The 20,082-nt window shown below is 42.7% G+C and carries 19 protein-coding genes and 1 riboswitch; of the genes, 13 read left to right on the forward strand and 6 right to left on the reverse strand.

The genetic code is table 11. The features are described 5' to 3' along the window. Window positions 1-103 precede the first annotated feature (103 nt). The 5 genes from OCV36_RS19485 to OCV36_RS19505 all read left to right on the forward strand — a co-directional run bounded on the left by OCV36_RS19485 (window position 104) and on the right by OCV36_RS19505 (window position 2,429). Entirely contained in the window at window positions 104-607 is a 504-nt protein-coding gene (locus OCV36_RS19485; protein WP_017073988.1) for a YgjV family protein, read from the forward strand. A 90-nt stretch (window positions 608-697) separates the two neighbouring features. Next, window positions 698-1,012, forward strand: coding sequence for a cupin domain-containing protein (locus tag OCV36_RS19490; RefSeq protein ID WP_054546977.1), 315 nt, complete (start codon window positions 698-700; stop codon window positions 1,010-1,012). 100 nt (window positions 1,013-1,112) lie between these two features. Continuing rightward, window positions 1,113-1,580 carry a GNAT family N-acetyltransferase gene (locus OCV36_RS19495; RefSeq protein ID WP_135456845.1) on the forward strand — a complete coding sequence of 156 codons (468 nt, stop codon included), beginning with the start codon at window positions 1,113-1,115 and terminating at the stop codon, window positions 1,578-1,580. A gap of 161 nt (window positions 1,581-1,741) precedes the next feature. Beyond that, the gene (locus tag OCV36_RS19500; RefSeq protein ID WP_135456847.1) at window positions 1,742-1,999 is read left to right on the forward strand and encodes a hypothetical protein; all 258 of its coding nucleotides are present in this window, start codon (window positions 1,742-1,744) and stop codon (window positions 1,997-1,999) included. A gap of 130 nt (window positions 2,000-2,129) precedes the next feature. Beyond that, complete coding sequence (locus tag OCV36_RS19505; protein WP_017073984.1) at window positions 2,130-2,429, forward strand: hypothetical protein; 300 nt, start codon at window positions 2,130-2,132, stop codon at window positions 2,427-2,429. A 129-nt stretch (window positions 2,430-2,558) separates the two neighbouring features. Here the strand turns inward: OCV36_RS19505 and OCV36_RS19510 are convergent, their stop codons facing one another. After that, entirely contained in the window at window positions 2,559-3,056 is a 498-nt protein-coding gene (locus tag OCV36_RS19510) for a fasciclin domain-containing protein (RefSeq protein ID WP_135456849.1), read from the reverse strand. A gap of 202 nt (window positions 3,057-3,258) precedes the next feature. On the opposite strand from OCV36_RS19510, the gene OCV36_RS19515 reads away from it, so the two are divergent. The 5 genes from OCV36_RS19515 to OCV36_RS19535 all read left to right on the forward strand — a co-directional run bounded on the left by OCV36_RS19515 (window position 3,259) and on the right by OCV36_RS19535 (window position 7,577). Then, a complete protein-coding gene (locus OCV36_RS19515; RefSeq protein WP_135456851.1) occupies window positions 3,259-4,242 on the forward strand; it encodes a DUF2860 family protein in 984 nt (327 codons plus the stop codon). Between the two features lie 152 nt (window positions 4,243-4,394). Continuing rightward, window positions 4,395-4,889 carry a GNAT family N-acetyltransferase gene (locus OCV36_RS19520; protein ID WP_135456853.1) on the forward strand — a complete coding sequence of 165 codons (495 nt, stop codon included), beginning with the start codon at window positions 4,395-4,397 and terminating at the stop codon, window positions 4,887-4,889. Window positions 4,890-4,972: 83 nt separating this feature from the next. Then, window positions 4,973-5,072, forward strand: a riboswitch (purine riboswitch). A gap of 89 nt (window positions 5,073-5,161) precedes the next feature. Beyond that, the gene (locus tag OCV36_RS19525) at window positions 5,162-6,175 is read left to right on the forward strand and encodes an adenosine deaminase (protein WP_135456855.1); all 1,014 of its coding nucleotides are present in this window, start codon (window positions 5,162-5,164) and stop codon (window positions 6,173-6,175) included. Window positions 6,176-6,560: 385 nt separating this feature from the next. Beyond that, a complete protein-coding gene (locus tag OCV36_RS19530; RefSeq protein WP_135456857.1) occupies window positions 6,561-7,280 on the forward strand; it encodes a Crp/Fnr family transcriptional regulator in 720 nt (239 codons plus the stop codon). Window positions 7,281-7,418: 138 nt separating this feature from the next. Further along, entirely contained in the window at window positions 7,419-7,577 is a 159-nt protein-coding gene (locus OCV36_RS19535) for a hypothetical protein (RefSeq protein WP_167853035.1), read from the forward strand. Window positions 7,578-7,690: 113 nt separating this feature from the next. On the opposite strand, the gene OCV36_RS19540 is transcribed toward OCV36_RS19535, so the two are convergent. The 5 genes from OCV36_RS19540 to OCV36_RS19560 all read right to left on the reverse strand — a co-directional run bounded on the left by OCV36_RS19540 (window position 7,691) and on the right by OCV36_RS19560 (window position 14,433). Beyond that, window positions 7,691-8,356 (reverse strand): DUF2057 family protein, encoded by a 666-nt coding sequence (locus OCV36_RS19540; RefSeq protein WP_135456859.1) that lies wholly within the window; start codon window positions 8,354-8,356, stop codon window positions 7,691-7,693. Window positions 8,357-8,463: 107 nt separating this feature from the next. Further along, a complete protein-coding gene (locus OCV36_RS19545; protein WP_135456861.1) occupies window positions 8,464-8,892 on the reverse strand; it encodes a hypothetical protein in 429 nt (142 codons plus the stop codon). 22 nt (window positions 8,893-8,914) lie between these two features. Continuing rightward, window positions 8,915-11,377: a hybrid sensor histidine kinase/response regulator gene (locus OCV36_RS19550; protein ID WP_135456863.1), complete on the reverse strand. Its 2,463-nt coding sequence runs from the start codon at window positions 11,375-11,377 to the stop codon at window positions 8,915-8,917. Beyond that, window positions 11,370-12,464, reverse strand: coding sequence for a cytochrome-c peroxidase (locus OCV36_RS19555; protein ID WP_135456866.1), 1,095 nt, complete (start codon window positions 12,462-12,464; stop codon window positions 11,370-11,372). The genes OCV36_RS19550 and OCV36_RS19555 overlap by 8 nt, the downstream gene beginning before the upstream one ends. 406 nt (window positions 12,465-12,870) lie before the next feature. After that, the gene (locus tag OCV36_RS19560; RefSeq protein ID WP_017073972.1) at window positions 12,871-14,433 is read right to left on the reverse strand and encodes an arylsulfatase; all 1,563 of its coding nucleotides are present in this window, start codon (window positions 14,431-14,433) and stop codon (window positions 12,871-12,873) included. 347 nt (window positions 14,434-14,780) lie between these two features. Between OCV36_RS19560 and OCV36_RS19565 the strand changes: the two genes are divergently transcribed. The 3 genes from OCV36_RS19565 to OCV36_RS19575 all read left to right on the forward strand — a co-directional run bounded on the left by OCV36_RS19565 (window position 14,781) and on the right by OCV36_RS19575 (window position 20,072). Then, on the forward strand, window positions 14,781-16,328 hold the full coding sequence (locus OCV36_RS19565; RefSeq protein WP_029224912.1) for an arylsulfatase: 1,548 nt from the start codon (window positions 14,781-14,783) through the stop codon (window positions 16,326-16,328). A gap of 193 nt (window positions 16,329-16,521) precedes the next feature. Continuing rightward, the gene (locus OCV36_RS19570) at window positions 16,522-18,960 is read left to right on the forward strand and encodes a tetratricopeptide repeat protein (protein WP_135456868.1); all 2,439 of its coding nucleotides are present in this window, start codon (window positions 16,522-16,524) and stop codon (window positions 18,958-18,960) included. A 128-nt stretch (window positions 18,961-19,088) separates the two neighbouring features. Then, window positions 19,089-20,072 carry an AAA family ATPase gene (locus OCV36_RS19575; RefSeq protein WP_065100989.1) on the forward strand — a complete coding sequence of 328 codons (984 nt, stop codon included), beginning with the start codon at window positions 19,089-19,091 and terminating at the stop codon, window positions 20,070-20,072. Window positions 20,073-20,082: the final 10 nt, after the last annotated feature.

A 20,082-nucleotide genomic window follows, 5' to 3' on the forward strand; every position in this document is an offset into this window, starting at 1 on the left:
GAATCACTGTTACCGTATTTTTGAATTAACCAAGAGAGTTTCTTAGGCTATTCATGGTTGAACAAAACGGCTCGGGCGTAATGTTATTATTGAAGGAATCACCGTGTCAGCCTTTTATCTTTCTCAAGTATTAGTCGCGATTGCGATCTGTTTCGATCTTTTGTCATTTCAGTTTAAGGAAAGGAAGAAAATCGTTACCTGTCTGTTCTTTGCTGGTGTGCTTATTTCGAGTCACTTTATTCTTCTCGAACAATGGACAGCGGCGAGCTTAATGACGATTGCCACTGTTCGCTATTTAACGAGCGTGTTTTCTACATCGTCTAAGTTTAAATATTTGTTCTGTTCCATGTCGGTGGTCGCAACGGCCGTGACTTACTCGGGGCTGACAAGCATATTGAGTTGCTTTGCTTCCGTATTTCAAACCTTTGCAGCCTTCAATAAAGATGACCGTCGATTAAGAGAGTTGATGATCATCGGAACCAGTTTTTGGTTGGTTCACAACTACTTAGTTGGCTCTCCAACAGCCGTACTGATGGAAGCGCTGTTTATATGCAGTAACTTAGTGGGCTATTACCGTTTTTACTTCAAAAAGAGTGTTGCTGCCTAGGTTTCGGCTTTCTACGGTTTATTAAGTTAAAGAACCACAAGCTTCAAAGCGCAGCACCAGATTACAGTTAACAAGGATTAGGATAGTTCGATGTCTAATATTTACGCTGATGTTCCTTCGTCGATGCCCAATGAAATATTCAATGACCTGCTTGCGAACGACAGTGTTCGAATCGAAAGAATATTGTCTCATGGTCACAGTTCCCCAGAAGAGGGTTGGTATGACCAAGATGAGAATGAGTGGGTAATGGTGATAGAAGGTCAAGGTATCATCGAGTTTGAAGATGGACGTGTTGTTACCTTGTCTAAAGGGGATTACATCAACATTGCTGCAAGAGAAAAGCACAAGGTTATTGGTACGGACAAAGACATGGTGACGATTTGGTTGGCTGTGTTTTATCGTTGAAACTCTTTGTTCTAGAGTCGACTCATTTAGAGAGCACATAGGGACAATACGTTACCTGTCCAATACCCTAAATACCCTAAATACACGAAAGGACTATGTCGTGGTTAGAATCCGAAATTACCAAACCAGTGATGCTAAGGCGTTGTGGGAGATTTACTTTCATACCGTTCGTAACATTAATGTTCGAGATTATTCTCAGCAGCAAGTAGAGGCTTGGGCTCCAAACGGTTTTGACTCTGAGCTTTGGCAAAAGCGCATGAATGAGTTACTACTTTTTGTGGCTGAGCTAGATGGTTGCGTTGTTGGTTATACTGACCTGCAACCCAATGGCTTGATTGATCATTTCTTCTGTCATCATGAATGCCAGGGTAAAGGCGTTGGAAGAGCGCTAATGGAACATATTCTTGCTGTTGGTCGTGTTCGTGGTGTATCGCGGTATTTCTCTGAAGTAAGTATTACCGCAAGGCCTTTCTATGAACACCTTGGTTTTAAAGTCGTTAATGAGCAGGAAGTTGAAATGCGTGGCGTAAAACTCACCAATTACGTGATGGAGAAGATAGTCGAATAAGTGGGCTATCGTTCTTTAGAGTATAGAGACCTACTTTGAAATATTAATGAACCTTTTTAAGGATAACTTTTTCTGATCTATTGATATTGTCGATGAGTTCAAATTGTGTGCAAGGTAATTTGTCTAATCTAAACATTGAGTGAATACAAGGAGTGTTGTTCATGAGTCATGTGAGTAGATCTAAACTATATACATTAGTGTCGATGTTGTCCTTCGCTGTTGGCGTTCTAGCCTTAGATGCTGGGGTGTCGGGGCTGTTTCCTCTCTTTGTCGTCGTCATCTCATTCTTTTCATTCGTCATCAATTCTTTTCTTTGTTTGTTTGGAGTTAAACACGAAGATGGTTTTGATGCCTATCAAAAAGCAAATCAGCCTCGGTCAAGTGCGTTGGTGAAAGGCTTAGAAGACTCGAACAAATAAACGGTGCATTCAGCCGAATGGTAATCTCATTTTTGTTACAGTTTTCACCTGCTTTTTGTTCTCTTCTTAAAGAAAAATCATCACTTTAGCGATAATATTCACTACAACTAATTTGAGTGAAGGAAGTAACGTGGGAATCGAAGCTTTAGCGTTTGTGATGGACGCATTAATAACCGCATGCTGTATGTATATCGCCTCCAAAATGTCTTTCGTGGTCGCAGACTTTAAATCCCTTCTTACTATTGCTGTAATCGTTGCTTTGGTGTCATTGATTCCGACCGTTGGTTGGGTTCTAGGATTGATCCTGTTTGTCTTTCTACTTGGGAAGGCGACCCATTCGAGTATTGGTGACTGCATTTGGGTTGTAGTATTTACTAAGGTTGTGTCGATGGCGGCATTTCTAATATTTGGGCGTTTGTTTATCCAATAACAACTACTGTTAACAGACATTGTTGCTTTGATGTCGACATTGACTTGTTATAGATAAATTAAAAGGGTGTGAACTTGTCACACCCTTAACGAATTTCGATTTTTACTTGATAGATTATTCTCGACTGCTCTATTTAGGTAGCAATACAGTATCTATCACGTGGATTACACCATTGCTAGCCTCTACGTCCGCTGATATTACCTTTGCGTTGTTAATCATCACGGCACCATTATCTATGCTAACCATTACCGCTTGCCCTTGCACTGTATCAGCGCTGTCTATTTTCATCACATCTGCGGCCATTACTTTGCCTGCTACTACGTGGTAAGTCAGCACTGCAACCAACTTGTCTTTGTTCTCTGGTTTCAAAAGCATCTCAATGGTACCGTCCGGTAATTTAGCAAATGCTTCATCTGTTGGGGCAAATACAGTAAATGGTCCTTCGCCTTTTAATGTTTCTACAAGGCCACCTGCTTTAACTGCGGCGACTAGCGTGTTGAACGAACCGTTTTCTGCAGCCACATCTACGATGTCTTTCTTCATTTCGTGATGGTTAGCGTGAGCAAATGTAGTGAAAAGAAGTGTTGCTACTAGTACTGACAGAGTCTTGCTTAATTTATTAAACATATTGTAGTCCTTGAGTTTGTTTGTTATTTCCGAGATGTATTACGAAAGCTTAAAAGCGATAGATCAACTTATTGACGTCTCAAGCCGTTTACTTCGACAGTCAAAGTCACCGGGGGAATAAATTTTCACAGTTAATTACTTGTTATAATTCTATTTTTATACTTATAGTTAACGTGAAATTATTCAAATAGTGGATGTGAATATGAGGTTTGTTTTACCGGTTGTATTTTCGGCATTTGCTTCAATGCCTGCTTATAGTGGCCTTGCCCCTAATGAAGGTTTCAGCGGTAACTTTAGTGTTTTGGCAGGTTTCTACTCGGATAGTAGTAATTTGAGTACCGAACAAAATTCGAACCAAACAAGTAATGTCATGGAAGGTGATAGCGAAAACCAAGGGTTACTCGGTTTTCTTGGAACCGTTCAATACACCTTTGGTGAATCTCTGACTCACCAAGTTTATGCAGGTACAACGCGAGAGGATATTGCAACAGGTACCATTGCGTTTGAGATTGGTTATCGACACCAATTCTCAGGTGGCACCATTTTAGACTTCTCTGTGCTACCAACGCTCATTTCTGGTAAGGCTTGGTCAGACCCTTATGCGGTCGGCGTTAATCGCAGCGAAACGGATGTAAAAGGTAATGTTGGGCGATTGCAACTTACTAACATTGGTGGGACGGGTTTTCGAACGGATTTCGCGATTGGTGAATCTGATGTTGATGATGAATTATCAGGAACTCAAAGCTTATCTGCAGAAGACGTTGCGCTCTTGGATAGGGAGAGAAGTTATGTGTACGTCAAAGTAGGGTACCCCTTCATCTTACCTAACCAAGCTGGTGTGTTCGTTCCATCTATGGTGTATTTCAATTCAGACGCAGAAGGTGGAGCTCTCAGCTTTGATAGTTACGGACTAGAATTAAACTACGCCAAGAGAATTGGTCGTCATGGCTTCGTTGTCACGCTAGATGCCAATGATCGTCAGTACGATGAAGCGAATCCGATTTACGGAAAAGCTCGTGAAGAGAATGAGTACGGTGCATTTTTAGCATACGAGTTTGGTAGTTTGATGGGCTATGAAGATTGGTCGTTTATTACATTACTAGGCTTAAGAACTATTGATTCTAATATCGATTTCTATAATTCCGAACAAGTGTTGGCGAGCGTGGGTGTCGACTATAAATTCTAACGATTACATATAGCCGAAGCACTAGCTAAACCTAAAACTCGGTTTGAGTTTCATTATTTCGAGCACTTATAACCTTTAAGGTTGTAGGTGCTCGTTGCTATCCGTAATATGAAAAGTAGTTTACATATAGGATTAGATAGTAAGGAAGCGCTTTGGAAATACAAATCAGACATCTTGAACCCACTGACAACCAAGATATTTTTGATATTTATCGACACTCATCAGTACTAGAGAATACCTCACAAAAGCCTTTCCTTAGTTCTGATCAAGTGGAGCGATTGTTTGGTCATTCAGACCATTTCACTTTGGTTGCTGAATTGTCCGGAAAAGTCGTGGGCCACATTACTTTATTCATGACCACCAAGGTGAGAGACAGACATTGTGCTGGCCTTGCGATAGCGATCAATCCGGATATGCAAGGCAAAGGGGTCGGTAAGGTCTTAATGCAAGAAACGATCAATCAGGCCGATAACTGGCTTAACCTCGTTCGACTTGAATTAGAAGTTCATGCTGATAATCACGGTGCGATTGCTTTATATGAAGGCGTCGGTTTTCAGTTAGAAGGCACCAAAAGACTTAGTACATTCAAAGGTGGGAAATATATTGATATGCTTTTGATGTCGAGGATTAGACCTGAGTACCTTTGATAATGAACTGTCTATTGCTTCTGTTCATCGCTATTTAATTCTGTTCGTCACGCTTTAAACCTGTTCATCGTTGCTTAATTCGGTATAGTAGCAACCGTTTGCTTCGTATAACCCCAATGATATGGTTTGGGGGTCTCTACCAGTGCCCGAAAAGTGCTGATTACGAAGGGTTTAGATCACAATTGTGTTCTTACTCTTTGTAATGGCGTTCGAAAAACATCCTGTCTATTATTCCGAGTAAGTGCACACCTAAAATCCATTGTAGGTGAAATATGAACGCATTTATCCAAGGGCTTCCAAAAGTAGAGCTGCATTTACACATTGAAGGTTCACTCGAACCTGAGTTACTTTTTAAACTCGCTCAACGTAATGGTATCGATCTGCCTTATTTATCTCCAGAGCAGTTAAGACTTGCATACGAATTTGATGATCTCCAGTCGTTTCTCGATATTTACTATCAAGGTGCTGATGCATTACGCACAGAACAAGATTTCTACGATTTAACATGGGCTTATCTAGAACGCTGTAAAGCTGACAATGTTATTCATACTGAAATTTTCTTTGATCCTCAAACGCATACCGACCGTAGGATTGCATTTGATACTGTGATTAACGGCATTTATCGCGCACTCGAGTGTGGTCAAAAAGAGTTAGGGATCACTTCTCAAATCATCGCTTGCTTCTTACGTCATTTATCTGAAGAGAGCGCTATTCAAACGTTCGCCGATATTCTCAAGCACCAAAGCAAAATTATTGGGGTTGGATTAGACTCCTCAGAACTCGGGCATCCGCCAGAGAAGTTCAAACGCGTATTCCAACAAGCCAAACAAGCGGGTTTTCTAACAGTGGCTCATGCTGGTGAAGAAGGGCCTGCACAGAACATTGTCGATGCCATTGAAATGCTCAGTGTTAGCCGAGTAGACCATGGCGTGCAATGCATGACCGACGAAGCGTTGATATCGGAATTGATTGAGACCAAAATGCCGCTGACCGTGTGTCCACTATCTAACATTAAACTGCGAGTGTTTGATGTAATGGAAGACCACAATATTGTCGAGCTACTAAGGAAGGGCGTTGCCGTAACGATCAACTCTGACGATCCTGCGTATTTCGGTGGTTATATGTCGGATAACTTTAATGCTGTTAGCAATGCTCATCAGCTTACGCGTCAAGAGCTAGCACAGTTCAGCTTAAACGCGATCGACGCGAGCTTTATCGAAGAATCGTTGAAACAACAATATCGTGATGTTGTGTTCGCGTATATCGCCGAGGTTGGTGCTATCTAGTATTTAAAGTTCTACTATTGGATATACTTAAACGACTGGCAATTGCTGGTCGTTTTTTTGTTTACGTTCAGTAAACAGGGGGGACAACCGATTGAGTCTTCAATAAATTTAATGTCAATAATCTGAATGCCCCAAAACGAGTCCCCAAAAACGAGAGTGCAACAAGCGAATTATTACGGCTATATAGGTCAATAGTTAGTCACTTCTGAACACTATAAAGTGGTTTGTCCATGATTTTAAGTTGCGTTAAGGCCTTAAGATACTAAGGTGTATGGTTTTTTTGATAAATAATCTCTGGGTATTAGCTGTAATGGACTACATTTAGGAAAGGTGCGGTGAGATAGCGTTGTACTCACGTAGATATATCTAAACGAGGAGTTAATCGTTGTTAGACCCCCAAATAGGTGAACAGATACAATGGCCTTGTGATTTACCACAAGACTTTATAGACAGCCTGCTCGAAATTGCTGTTTTAAAGACGGGCATACATAGCCTAGAAATTACGAAAAAATTTCAAAACCTACCGGGCGTTTTTTATATTCTTAAGGGCTCAGCAGGTATCTGCTTTTCAACTGAAAACATGAAAAGCTTGTCGGGCGGTGTGATCGGTAAGGGTGATTGGGTAGGCGCTTTAACCATTCACGCTAATTACAATTTATTTGCAGTCGCAGAAGAAGTTGAGCCGATTACAATGGCATTTTTCCCCGCAGATAAGGTGTTAGAGTTGGCTGAGAAAAAGTGCATGGTATTTAAATGGTTACTCCACTGCGGGGTCAAATCGCAATCTATCTGGATGCAGGCTTTTTTGGCTTCCATCCATGAAAAAGAGCAAAAAACAATTTATGTACTTCTAGAACTTGCTGCTCGTCAGACAAATATTACTGGGGCGACGGTCAGTATCAATATTTCACAAACCCAACTGAGTACCATCACCGGTATATCGAGACCGAGGTTAAATGAAGTTTTAAAAGGTATCGAACAACAAGGTTTAGTGACGATACAAAGAGGTAAGGTGTTTATCTCAGATTTTGAAGGTTTGTACGAGCGTATCTCACCGATGAATTTAATGATACGAGACCCTGTAATTGCGATGAAGCCGTTATAGCTTGAATACCTTTTTCTCGATAAAAAGGCCTAAACAGGTAGCTATTTGTAGGTAACTACCACCTTTTGTTCTTTTCGGAACATACACAAATCACTGATAGCGATAACTTTAGCTCAATATTTATAAATTTAAATTTGAGTGAGTAGTACTGTTATGAAGATGGCCGTGTTGGAATATAAAGTGTGTGGAATTGGTGACTGGATTAAAACGACGATTTCGAGTCGTTGTGCTTACCTACTGGCTGCTGAGTATAAAGGGTTGGGTTGGCCTGCTAAGGTGAATGGAGAGTCGCAATAGACGCGGCTTAACCCATTAAGACGGGATGAGTTTTCCGTTCACACGAAGTAAATCTTTAGATAAAAAGAAGCTGATTAAATGTCAGCTTCTTTTTTTTAATGAGCCAAATAAATTTACTTGTTCACGTAGTCTTTGAATTTCTGCTTGGTTTCAGTGTCAGCTTTTTCGTACCAGAAATAAAGCATCTCTTCAGCGGTGTTTCCTGCGGTAGAATCAATCTTTGCGGGTAAAGTAACAGGTTGCACAATCGCTGTTGTTGCAACTGCTGCTGTCCCCATCGTCAATGCAGCAATACCACCTTTCTGGTTGTATTCTTTCGCTTCTTGAGGGTATTTACGACCAATCTGCATACCATCTTTGACTAGCTTATCTTGTTTAACACTGATTACATTTTGGTTCTCATCAATCAGTTTCCAATCAAGGTTATTAAAGCCTTTTTTCGCTTCCGATACATTACGGAATTTAGGCATTTCAAACGTCAATGTAGTGTCTGCTGCATCAAAAGTTGCAATTATTGCGTCGCTATCGATAAACTCACGGTCGTTACCTTGACTAAAAGCAAGTTGATATTTGAATACGATTTGGTTCACACCGTCAGGAACGGTTATCGTTTTACTTGAAGAGAAAAAACCACCGTCAAGATCAGGTTTAGCCTCATTAACCGCTACGACGTCAATTAAGGCATCTGCGCTAGAAGGGACTTTAATGGTTACATCAGCTAATACTGTTGGTGCAGCAACGATAGCTGAAAGTAGGGCAACACTTCGGATTGTCTTCATAATCATACAGTTATTTTAATGAGATATTTTTACAATCTCATGCAGAACGAAGTATTTCAAGTCGTCTTGTCTCGATTTGGTAAAATTCACCGAAACTTAACCTAAGCCTAATTTTTGAACGTATTAATCGTGTTTTTTTCGTTCGCGCGATGGTGCGGTCTTAACGTTTCCTCTACTGGATTTTCTAAATTGCTCTCAGGGGAGTTTCGAGGCGGCTGAAGAGTGACGTACATAGGAACAATAGCAGCAACCCAAATGGCATAAATAGTAATCACTCGGTTGAAAGCGACAAACCATGTCTCGCTACCCGATTGAGACAAGTAGTAACCGAAGAGGGTGAGTAAAGTGCAGATGATTGCCCACATGATTGTGGAAAATGGGTCTCTTGTTGTCGATGCGAGTATCACAATCGTAATGTAAGGGACTGCCATAGCAACGCCCAAAGGAACATGGTAATCGACGGCGAAAATAATGGTCGCACCAAGGGCTAAGAGCACGTTTGATCGCGTATTGGGTAAATTGAAGTTCCATGTCATGTGATATCTCACTTAGCCCGTTTTACGTTGTTGATTGAGCCTGTTTTACGTTGTTGATTGAGCCTGTTTTACGTTGTTGATTGAGTTTGTTTATTAGGCGTGTTGCTTGGTGGCTGTTGACCATTAAACGGTTGATCAGTTGTTGGATTAATTCGGCTTCTGGCATGATTTGACGCTCTGCTATCTGTTCAGCGAAAGTGGCAAGTTCCAGTACTTCCGTCATTTCAAACTTTGACGCAATGCTTATTACTGCGTTTAAAGTTTTATTTAAGTCATCGGGTCTGGCGCTCGAGAACAGCTCTATCAATTCATCAATTTCGTTTTCTAGGTCATCAACGAGAGACGTTAAGCATTTGAGTTTTTCATCTAATTTAAGCTTACCTGTGGCTAATAAATGGCTTCGAGAAAGCTCTTCTTCCGTCAGTGGAAGTTTGTTCTTGGGTGGGCGCGTTAATATAGTGATGTTGCTTTCATCTTTGTCTGGAAAGTTATGTACGTTAACCAAGTTATGTCGGTTGCTCTCAAACTGGTGATGAAACTCATTGATGGCGTTTTGTAAGCTGTTTTTCTGTAATGGTTTGGTGAGCACGAAATCAGCCCCGGACATGATAAATTCGTCATGCGCTTCTTTAAACACATCGGCTGTACACGCGAAAACTACGGTAGTCAGCTTAAGTTCCTTGCGGATTTTTTGAATCGCTTCAACACCGCTCATGTTCGGCATGTGGTTGTCCATTATGATTAGGTCATATTGGTTTGAAGCCAATTTATCTAAGGCTTGCAAACCGTCGTAGGCGTTCTCGACGGTTAAGTTTATAGATTCACAAAACTTCCTAATCACCATTGCGTTGATCTTATTGTCTTCTACTAACAATACCGAGAAGTTGTCGAGTGCCTGATTGGTTTTTGTTGGTGTTTTAACGACGACTTTTTCTTCGAGTTCGTGCATTTCAAGCGGAAGCGAAATGGTAAATCGAGTGCCTAGATTAAGTTCACTGGTAACCGTAATTGTACCACCCATCAGTTCGACTAACTGCTTAACAATAGAGAGTCCTAATCCTGTGCCACCAAACTTACGGGTCGTGGAAAGCTCGGCTTGTTCAAAGGCTGTGAATATATGGTCTATCTTGTCTGCTGCAATGCCAATACCAGTATCAGTCACCAAAATATTAACGCTTGGCGGGATTGTCTGTGCAATCAAAAATTCAACTTCGACTTTACCTGATTCGGTAAATTTAACTGCATTGCCTGCTAAATTAAACAAGATCTGACGCGTACGTGCGGAGTCTCCCACCAACTGAATATTGGTCGGTATGTTGTCCTTGATGGCAAAAGTGAGCCCTTTGTCCTCTGCAAGAGGCGTCAAGGTTTTATCAAGATGTGTAACCACGTCTGTGACTGAGAATGGGCTGTATTCAAGTTCCATTTTTCCTTGTTCAACCTTAGAGAAGTCAAGAATGTCATTCAATATGGTGACGAGGTGCTGACCTGAGTCGATGATGATCTGTGCTTGCTTACGAGTGTCTGTGTTTTGCGATTCCTCTTTGATAATTTGAGCAATACCTAGTACGCCATTCATCGGTGTTCTTAATTCGTGACTCATGGTGGCAAGGAATAATGACTTCGCTTCGTTGGCTTTTTCTGCTTTGTCTGCGGCTTCTTGATAGGCAATGTTGTTTCGTTTTAATTCAAAGACCCGGAAGATAAATATGGCGAACGAGAACACGAAGATAAGTAGTGCTAGTGTGATGGTGAGTTTAACCATGACGCCTTCTAATTGGTCTTGAAGGTCGGTGAATTGATGTTCAATTTGCTCAAGGTACTCCATGTTATGCACCGAAAGAACTTGAGATAACAGTACCTTTTGTTGCTGATTGAGTTCAGCGAACGTTTTAGACAGGTCCGCCAACTCTGAGCTAATCTCTTGATGTTGAATTTGGCTTCCTGAAAATAACACGCTAGCGAGCAGCTCACTTTGAATATTGATATCCGGTGTAGAGAGAGCATTTAACTCTTCTGAATTAAGCTCGCTTGCTGCTTCACGATGGTTTGCTGAATGACTATCAATGAGTTGTAGCGTTAGGGATTGCAGTATGAACTGACGAGCGACACTCAACCCTACGAGCTTGTCGAGCGTATCGACATTGGATATCGAGGCTTTGTGGAAACGTTCAAGTAATTGAGTGGTTTGTAAGTCTTGAAAGAACGTTGAGTGGATGCTTTCACCCTGATAGCTACCCTTTAACTCTTGCAGTTCTATTTCTAGTCTGACTAACTCAGCCGAAATTTGGTAAGGGTTCGAAATATCAGCGAGAGCAGCGTTGGTTATCTGATCACGCATTTCTAAAACTTCATGCCCCAGCTCTCGAACAGATTCTCCATATTCCGATACTTTCTCGTGCTCAGAGTAGGTCAGTATGATTAAGCTAACCAGCCCCACAAATAGCGAAATAAAGAATAAAAATATGAGTCTTATCTTATTCATTTTCAAACTCCACTAACATTTTAGGACGGTTACCTGTTAGGGTTTCGAGGAACACTTTAATCTCGTTAATGGTTTGTTTTTCAAATGTCTTGCCGAGTTGGCTTTCACCCATGATTTTGATGGCTTCCTCTAACGTTTCAGTTTGACCATCATGAAAATAGGGTGCAGTGATCGCCACGTTTCTTAAACTGGCGACACGGAAGAGGTGCTTGTCTTGTGGTTGTCCTGTAAACATAAATCGACCTTGGTCTTCACTTCGTTCTGAACCCGTTTTTGATAACCCAAAATAACCAAATCGCATGACCATTCCTCCGCCAATATTGGTACCTTGGTGGCAACGAATACAACCTTCCTTCTGAAAGGTTTCCCAGCCTCGCTTGGCCTTATCGGACAGCGCTGAATGATCGCCTCGCAAGTACTGGTCGAAAGGAGAATCAGGTGTGGTTAGCCCTTGCATAAACTCAATAAGTGCAGCCTTAATCGAAGTTTCGTTGATGGCCGTCGATTGTTCTTTGAATAGGCTGATGTAAGTATCCGATTGAGATACATAGTCCGTAATGTGTTTCCAGTTTGAATCCATTTCGTCAACGTTGTGTACTGGGCCATCAATTTGATCACCAAGGTTGTTCACCCGGCCATCCCAAAAAAATCGGTAGTTAAAGGCAGCGTTAAAAACGGTGAGTGAATTTCGCATTCCCGCTCCATTTACGCCAATGGAAACAGGAATCACTTCAGCGCCATTGGTTTGTAGGCTATGACAACTTTCACAGCTGACACTTCGATTCGACGATAAGTTAGGGTCTTTGAATAGCGCCCAGCCTATCTTGGCAAGATCACCGTCTATCTCAGTCGAATCTGGAATTGGGAAGATTTGTTGCTCTGAAAGTCCCGTCTGTTGAGCATCTTGTGCGTTTGTATTTGAATCGCGTGCTGACGAGTGCGAATCTTCATGGTTGCTTTCATCAGAGTGATTTTCTTGGTGTTCAAAAGAGGCGTGCATCTTTAAAGAAGCGGCGTCATAAACCAGTAGGCCTATTGAAACGCAAATGACAGTTATGCTCATTACTGCTAAATATGGCGTTTTCATAGTATTAGTTCCATCTCGTTTAGATCATTTTGGCAAGTCAGAATCCTTCTGATTTACACCTTATTCACCCTGTGGATGAAAGGTATATACTTATAAACTTAGTTTCATATTTGTGATGTTGCAAGAAGATGGTGTAACAAGAGGAGAGGAGCAAGATGAAGCCATTGAATTGGTTAAATGACAAGGAGCAGGTATCGTTAGAAACAACGCGTTACGTAGGGCGGGTTAGTGACTTAACGGTGAATTCGAAAAGACCTTGTTGTATAAAATTCGGATGTTTAAGATCTAGATGCAGAAAAATAAGTGCCAGACGTAGAAAAGCCGTGGTAACTGCAGAGAGTGACCACGGCTTTGGCATTACATCATGTACTTTCTAAACTGCTTGAATTACATGATCTAGAGGGGCTTATTTAGCTTGCGCTGCTGCCGCTTCTAGTTGCTTAAGTTTACCTTGAAGCATGTAAGCATTCTGGTTGAAGTTACCAGGGTTCAACACTTGGCTTTGCTGCATTGGGTAATCAGGCAGCGTGTTCATGAACTCTTGTACTTTGCCGCCTACTGGCACGAATAGCCACATGTTGTCTGCCATCCAGCGTAGGTACATACCAGATTCGTGTGGTGCTTTTTCGAATGGGTCAGCACGTAGGTGAACAACCTGGGGCCAGTTCGGTTGGAAACGAACAGCATCAACAATGTTACCTTCCATTACAGCGAATGAAATCTTGAAGTCATTCCAACGTACTGCGTTCAGCTCAGCATTCGCAGAGAAGTAAAGCATGCTGTCACGTGGGCCTTTCTCTTCTTTACCTTGGAAGTAAGGTAGGAAGTTGTAACCATCTAGGTGAACACGCCAGTTTTTACCGTTGTAAGTTGCGCCTTTTTCAGAAGCCAGTTTATCAACCACTTTATCATCACCAGCAGCAGCTAGTAGTGTAGGGATCCAATCTTGGTGACCCATGATATCGTTGATCTTAGTTCCCGGTTTGATAGTACCAGGCCAGCGAACTAGCTGAGGAACACGCATACCACCTTCGTAAGTTGTACCTTTCTCACCGTGGAAGTAAGTTGCACCGCCATCAGGCCAAGATACTGTCTCTGCACCATTATCGGTCGAGTAGATTACGATTGTGTTGTCTGCGATTTTAAGCTCATCAAGCTTGTCTAGAAGAATACCTACTTGGTCATCGTGCTCTAACATGCCATCGGCGTAGATGCTGATACCAGACTTACCTTGGTATTTTTCTTGTAGACGAGTCCACACGTGCATACGTGTTGTGTTGTGCCAGATGAAGAATGGTTTGTCAGCTTTCACTGCTTTTTCCATGAATGCTAGAGATTCTTCTAGGAACTCTTCATCCGCGTGCTCCATACGCTTACGCGTCATCGGGCCTGTATCTTCAATCTTGCCGTCTGAGGTCGACTTAATTACACCTCGAGGGCCAAAGTTCTTACGGAACTCAGGGTCTTTAGGGTAGTAGTATGTCTCAGGTTCTTCTTCTGCATTCAGGTGGTATAGGTTACCGAAGAACTGGTCAAAACCGTGGTTCGTTGGAAGGTGTTTGTCTTGGTCACCCATGTGGTTCTTACCGAACTGAGCAGTCATGTAACCCTGTTCTTTAAGAAGGTCTGCGATAGTTGGAGCCCAATCTGGGATACCGTGGTCTGAACCAGGCATACCGATAGTCAGTAGACCTGTACGGAAAGGTTCTTGACCTGTTAAGAATGCAGCACGGCCAGCAGTACACGATTGTTGACCGTAGTGGTCAGTAAATAGTGCGCCTTCGTTAGCAATACGGTCGATGTTAGGTGTTTCGTACCCCATCATACCGTTGTTGTATGCACTGATGTTAAATACACCAATGTCATCACCCCAGATAGCAAGAATGTTTGGTTTTTCTGCTGCTGTTGCCGCTGAAGAAGCTGCTAATAAGCCAACACCTAATGCCAGTTTATTAATTTTAGTACCCATAAGGACTCCGGTTTACTTTTAAGATTAATGCGTTAGAACAACACATCGATGAACAAATGTTATTCTCAAAATTCCGTTACGTCCTTTTATAGTGCTTATAACCAATTGTTATATTGTTTGGTTAACTTATTGATTAAATTGGATTTGGTTTGTTGGCTAGAAGAAATCATTAGAGAGCATGTGTGATCCTTATCATGTTTATTGTCATAAACCTTATCGATGATCTGTGCATTTGTATTTGAATGAAAAATGACAAAAATATTAATAGTTTAGCTAATGTCGCGAGAGTTAAAAAAATGAACTATATGTTGTAGGGCAGGATGCAAATAACTAATGAAGAGGTTTCTATGACAGCGAAATATGGCGTCAAACGTCGATTAGCGATTTTGGGTACAGCGATGATGGCGGCTTCCACCACCACATTCGCGGCAGAAAAACCGAATATTCTCGTAATTTGGGGTGATGATATTGGGCAATCTAATGTCAGTGCATATACCTTTGGCTTAATGGGTTACCAAACCCCGAACATCGATAGTATCGCCAAAGAAGGCATGATGTTTACAGATTACTACGCAGAGCAATCTTGTACTGCAGGTCGCTCTACGTTCATTACCGGTCAAAGTGTGTTACGAACGGGTTTGAGTAAAGTAGGTTTACCAGGCGCAGACATTGGCTTACAGGCAGAAGACGCCACAATTGCCGAGATGTTAAAACCGATGGGCTACATGACTGGTCAATTTGGTAAAAACCACCTTGGCGATAAAGATGAATTCCTTCCAACAGCACATGGGTTTGACGAATTTTTTGGCAACCTTTACCACCTAAATGCTGAAGAAGAACCCGAAAATGAAGATTACCCAACCGATCCAGAGTTTCGTAAGAAGTTCGGTCCGCGTGGTGTTATTAAGTCATTCGCTGATGGCAAGATTGAAGATACGGGTCCACTAACGCGTAAGCGTATGGAAACTGTCGATGAAGAAACACTTGATGCGGCGCTTGATTTCATGGACCGTGCAGTGAAAGCGGACAAGCCATTCTTCGTTTGGTGGAACGCAACACGTATGCACTTTAGAACGCACGTGAAAGCCGATAGTAAAGGTGTGACCGGTGTCGGTAACTACGCTGACGGTATGGTTGAACACGACAGACACGTTGGGCAACTATTAAAACAAGTTGATGAGTTAGGTATCAAAGATAACACCATTGTTTTCTACTCAACGGACAATGGCCCACACATGAACTCTTGGCCTGATGCGGGTACAACCCCGTTCCGTGGTGAGAAAAACACCAACTGGGAAGGCGCATACCGTGTTCCAGCAATGGTTCGTTGGCCAGGTAAGATTGAACCGGGCAGTGTGTCTAACGAAATCATGCACCACATGGACTGGATGCCAACGTTTGTTGCTGCCGCCGGCGATGATCAGATCAAAGAGAAATTGCTGAAAGGTCATACTGCGGGTGATAAAACATTTAAGGTTCACTTAGATGGTTACAACTTCCTTCCTTACCTAACAGGTGAAGAAGAAAAAGGTCGCCGTTCTGAAATCTTCTACTTTACCGATGATGGTGATTTAGCCGCGCTTCGTTACAACCAATGGAAAGCGGTGTTCATGGAGCAACGCGCAACGGGTACCATGCAAATTTGGTCAGAACCGTTCGTGACGTTACGTCTTCCTAAGCTGTTTAACCTCCGTATGGACCCATATGAAAACGCAGATATTACGTCGAATACCTATTATGACTGGTTGTTAGACCACGCTTATATGTTCGTTCCTGCGCAAGCGTATGTAGGCGAGTTCTTAGAAACGTTTGCCGAATACCCACCACGCCAAAAAGCGGCAAGCTTTAGCTTGGATCAGGTTATGGAGAAACTTCAAGAGAACCATAATAAGTAAACTATTGCCCTAGCTAAACTGATAACACGAAAGAGCTCCTAGGAGCTCTTTTTTTTATGCGCATATCGATGAGTAAACCCCGGTCGTGAATATGAATCACAACTATCGTGCTTATTGCCACTAAATAATTGTATTTTGGTCTTTTTTACGTCTACCTTAGTAAGCATAAGGATGTATAAAAACAAGGAATGTTATGTCTGCATGGTTGTGCTCGCTAGTGAACGGATTGAAACACCAGAGAGTCGCAGTATTATCCGTAATCTTATCTCCACTTATGTTGTCGCTGTTCAGTTTGAGCACCTATGCCAACGAGCAAGCTCCTAATAGCAACACTGAGACTTCAAAGCTCAGTTCTGTAGTTTCACACGTTAGCTCTGATGTTTTACCTATCGGCTCCAAAGCCACGTATGTCGGATCGGAAGCTTGTATTGATTGTCATAGTGAAGAAGTCGAAGCGTGGCAGGGCTCTCATCATGACATGGCGATGAAACACGCTACAGATGAATCTGTATTAGGCGATTTCAACGATCAAACGGTCACTCATGACGGTAAACCCAACCGATTTTTTCGCAAGGGTGAAGAGTTCTGGGTCAATATCGAAGGGCCAGACGGGCAATTCAAAGATTATAAAATTAGCTATACCTTTGCTTTTGAGCCTCTACAACAGTACATGGTTGAGTTTGGAGACGGACGCGTACAGTTGATTCCTTTCGCTTGGGATTCTCGCATTGAGGACGAAGGCGGCCAACGCTGGTTTCATCTCTATCCTGATACCACCAACACTGATGAATTCTACTGGACCAACAGTGGCCAGAACTGGAACTTCATGTGTGCCGATTGCCATTCAACGAACCTAGAAAAGAACTACGACAGCGCAAGCAATACCTACAACACTACTTGGTCTGAAATTAATGTTGGCTGCGAGGCATGTCATGGTCCTGCGAGTGAGCACGTTGAGCAGGCCCAGTTAGCCAAAGATCAGTTAACCAGAAACAAGCTAGCCAAAGCCAACGGCGGCAAGGACGTTCAAATTTCGGCGCATTATGGTTTCGATCGTGATCTGTCTAAGTCAGTGAAAGAGTGGATCTACCAAGAGGGGAACTCAACCCTTCAACCGAAAGACATCATCCATACCAATCAAGTTCAAACTTGTGCTCAATGCCATAGCCGACGAACTCAATTGAACGAAAGCGGCGATCACGTAAATGGTTCGTTCTTCGATAAATATCGCCTTAGCTTGATTACCCCTGAGCTCTACCACAACGATGGTCAAATCTACGATGAAGATTATGTTTACGGATCCTTCTTACAATCGGTGATGGCAGAGAAAGGCGTCACTTGTACAAATTGCCACGATCCCCATACTGCAGAACTGAAAATTGCAGAAGAAGCGGTGTGTAGCCAATGTCACATTGCCTCTGAATACACGCCTGAAAAGCACACATTCCATGAAGCGAATACCGAGGCTTCACAATGTACTACTTGCCATATGCCTGAAACGACGTATATGGAAGTTGACCCAAGGCGTGACCACAGTTGGCACATCCCGCGTCCTGATGTTAGCCAACATATAAAAACACCGAACGTGTGTACCAGTTGTCATGAAGATCAAACCGACCAGTGGGCCGATAAGCAGATTAGCGAATGGTTCCCGGATTCTAAGTATCGTAATCAACAGCATTTTGCCGTCGCCTTTTATGCCGATTCAATAGGGCACAGAGGGGCCGAAGATGCATTGGCTTATTCTGCTCAGGATTCGAGTCTGAGCAATATTATTCGTGCATCGAGCTTAGAACGCTTGGGTGGTAACACAGGCAAGAACACACTTATCTCACTTGCCAGAGCAGTTAAACACGATAATGAGATGATTCGTTTAGGGGCCGTGGCAGGTTCATCTGGATTCTCATTTAGCGACCGCTGGCAGATTCTCGAACCACTATTAACTGACCCTGTATTATCGATTCGTTCAGAAACCGCAGGTGCATTAGTGCGTTATTGGGGGGAAATGAATCCTCTACAGAAAGATCAAATCAAGCCAACATTAGAAGAGTACATCGAGATACAACGCTTCAATGCTGACAGAGGGTTTGGTCGTACTAATTTAGGTAACGTTTATCGAGATTTAGGGCAGCATCAAAAAGCGATAGAGTTCTATCAAGGCGCTATCAAAATTGAACCTTACTTCGAAAACAGCTACGCCAACTTGGCCGACTTGTATCGTGCACTTGGTGACGAACCAAAGGCATTTTCGACATTGAAACAAGGTATTCAAGCGCAACCAAAATCGAGTGTGTTGCCATACAGCGCAGGCTTATCTTTGCTTCGTGTCAAAGATTACGACCAAGCAACCGACTACCTAAAACAAGCGGCTGAAACAGCGCAAACCGACCCACAATATTGGTATGTGTACGGCTTGGCTTTAGAGAAGTCTGATGTACTTGCTGCGAGTAAGTCATTGAATAAGGCTTACCAGTTTAGCCGTAACCCACAACACTTGTATGCACAGTGTGAGATTTTGGCTCGAAATTACCAGAAACCGGGTGTACCAAAAGCATTTGAGCAATGTATTTCATCATTGAGTAAGGTGGCACCACCGGAAGCTATTAACCAATTGAAAGCAATTAGTCAGTAGAAAGCTGAGCTGAAATAAAGCGCCAACATTGACGTGGCTATGCGCTTATAATTTATGGTGTATATAACTAATAGTTATAGAGCTTATGAGTAGGATGTTCACAGCCAGATTGAATTAAGGGAAGACCTATGAACCATGCGCAACAAGCAATAAACCAACTGATTGAACAGACAGAGAAAAGTGTTATCGGTCAGAGCCACGTCGTTCGGGCTCTGGTGATAGGGTTATTGACCAATGGCCATGTGCTTCTAGAAGGGCTCCCTGGTACTGCGAAAACGCGCTCGGTGAAGTCGTTGGCGAATTTACTGAATACAAGCTTTGGCCGTATTCAGTTTACGCCCGATCTCTTGCCATCAGATGTTACGGGTACTGAAGTGTATCAAGAGCTGGATGGTAAGCCTCAACTGCATTTCCAACCGGGGCCTATTTTCAATAGCATTGTTCTGGCCGATGAAGTGAACCGTGCCCCTGCGAAGGTGCAAGCGGCTCTGCTTGAAGCGATGGCGGAAGGCACGATAACCGTAGGTGGTCAAACTCATATCCTTCCAGACTTGTTCATGGTGCTAGCGACTCAAAACCCTGTTGAACAAGAAGGCACGTATCCACTGCCTGAGGCGCAAATGGACCGTTTCATTATGAAAGTGACGGTCGACTACCCAGAAGACGAAGCGGAGCGTGACATTATTCGACTGGTGCGCAGCGAAGAGTTGGGCAGCGAGACCAGTTCAGAATTAGTCACCCCACAGCATATTGAACCTGAATTGGTACTTGAAGCTCGTCGCCAACTTCCTGATATTGCGGTTTCTGATTTAGTCGAAAACTACATTGTGGCCTTGGTGATGGCGACTCGTAAGCCAGAGCGTTACCCAGAATCAAACTTGTCTAAATGGATTGAGATAGGTTCAAGCCCACGAGCGTCAATCTCCTTGGATAAATGTGCACGCGCTTATGCGTGGCTACAAGGGCGTGACCACGTCACGTTAGACGATGTGCGAGCAATGTTACCGACCGTATTAGGCCATCGATTTTCGCTATCTTATGACGCATTGGCTGATGGTGTGAACCATCAACGAGTAGTTGAAGAGCTGCTTGATAATGTTGAGATCGGATAACTAGGGGGCG

The sequence above is a fragment of the Vibrio echinoideorum genome (assembly GCF_024347455.1).
Taxonomy (GTDB): domain Bacteria; phylum Pseudomonadota; class Gammaproteobacteria; order Enterobacterales; family Vibrionaceae; genus Vibrio; species Vibrio echinoideorum.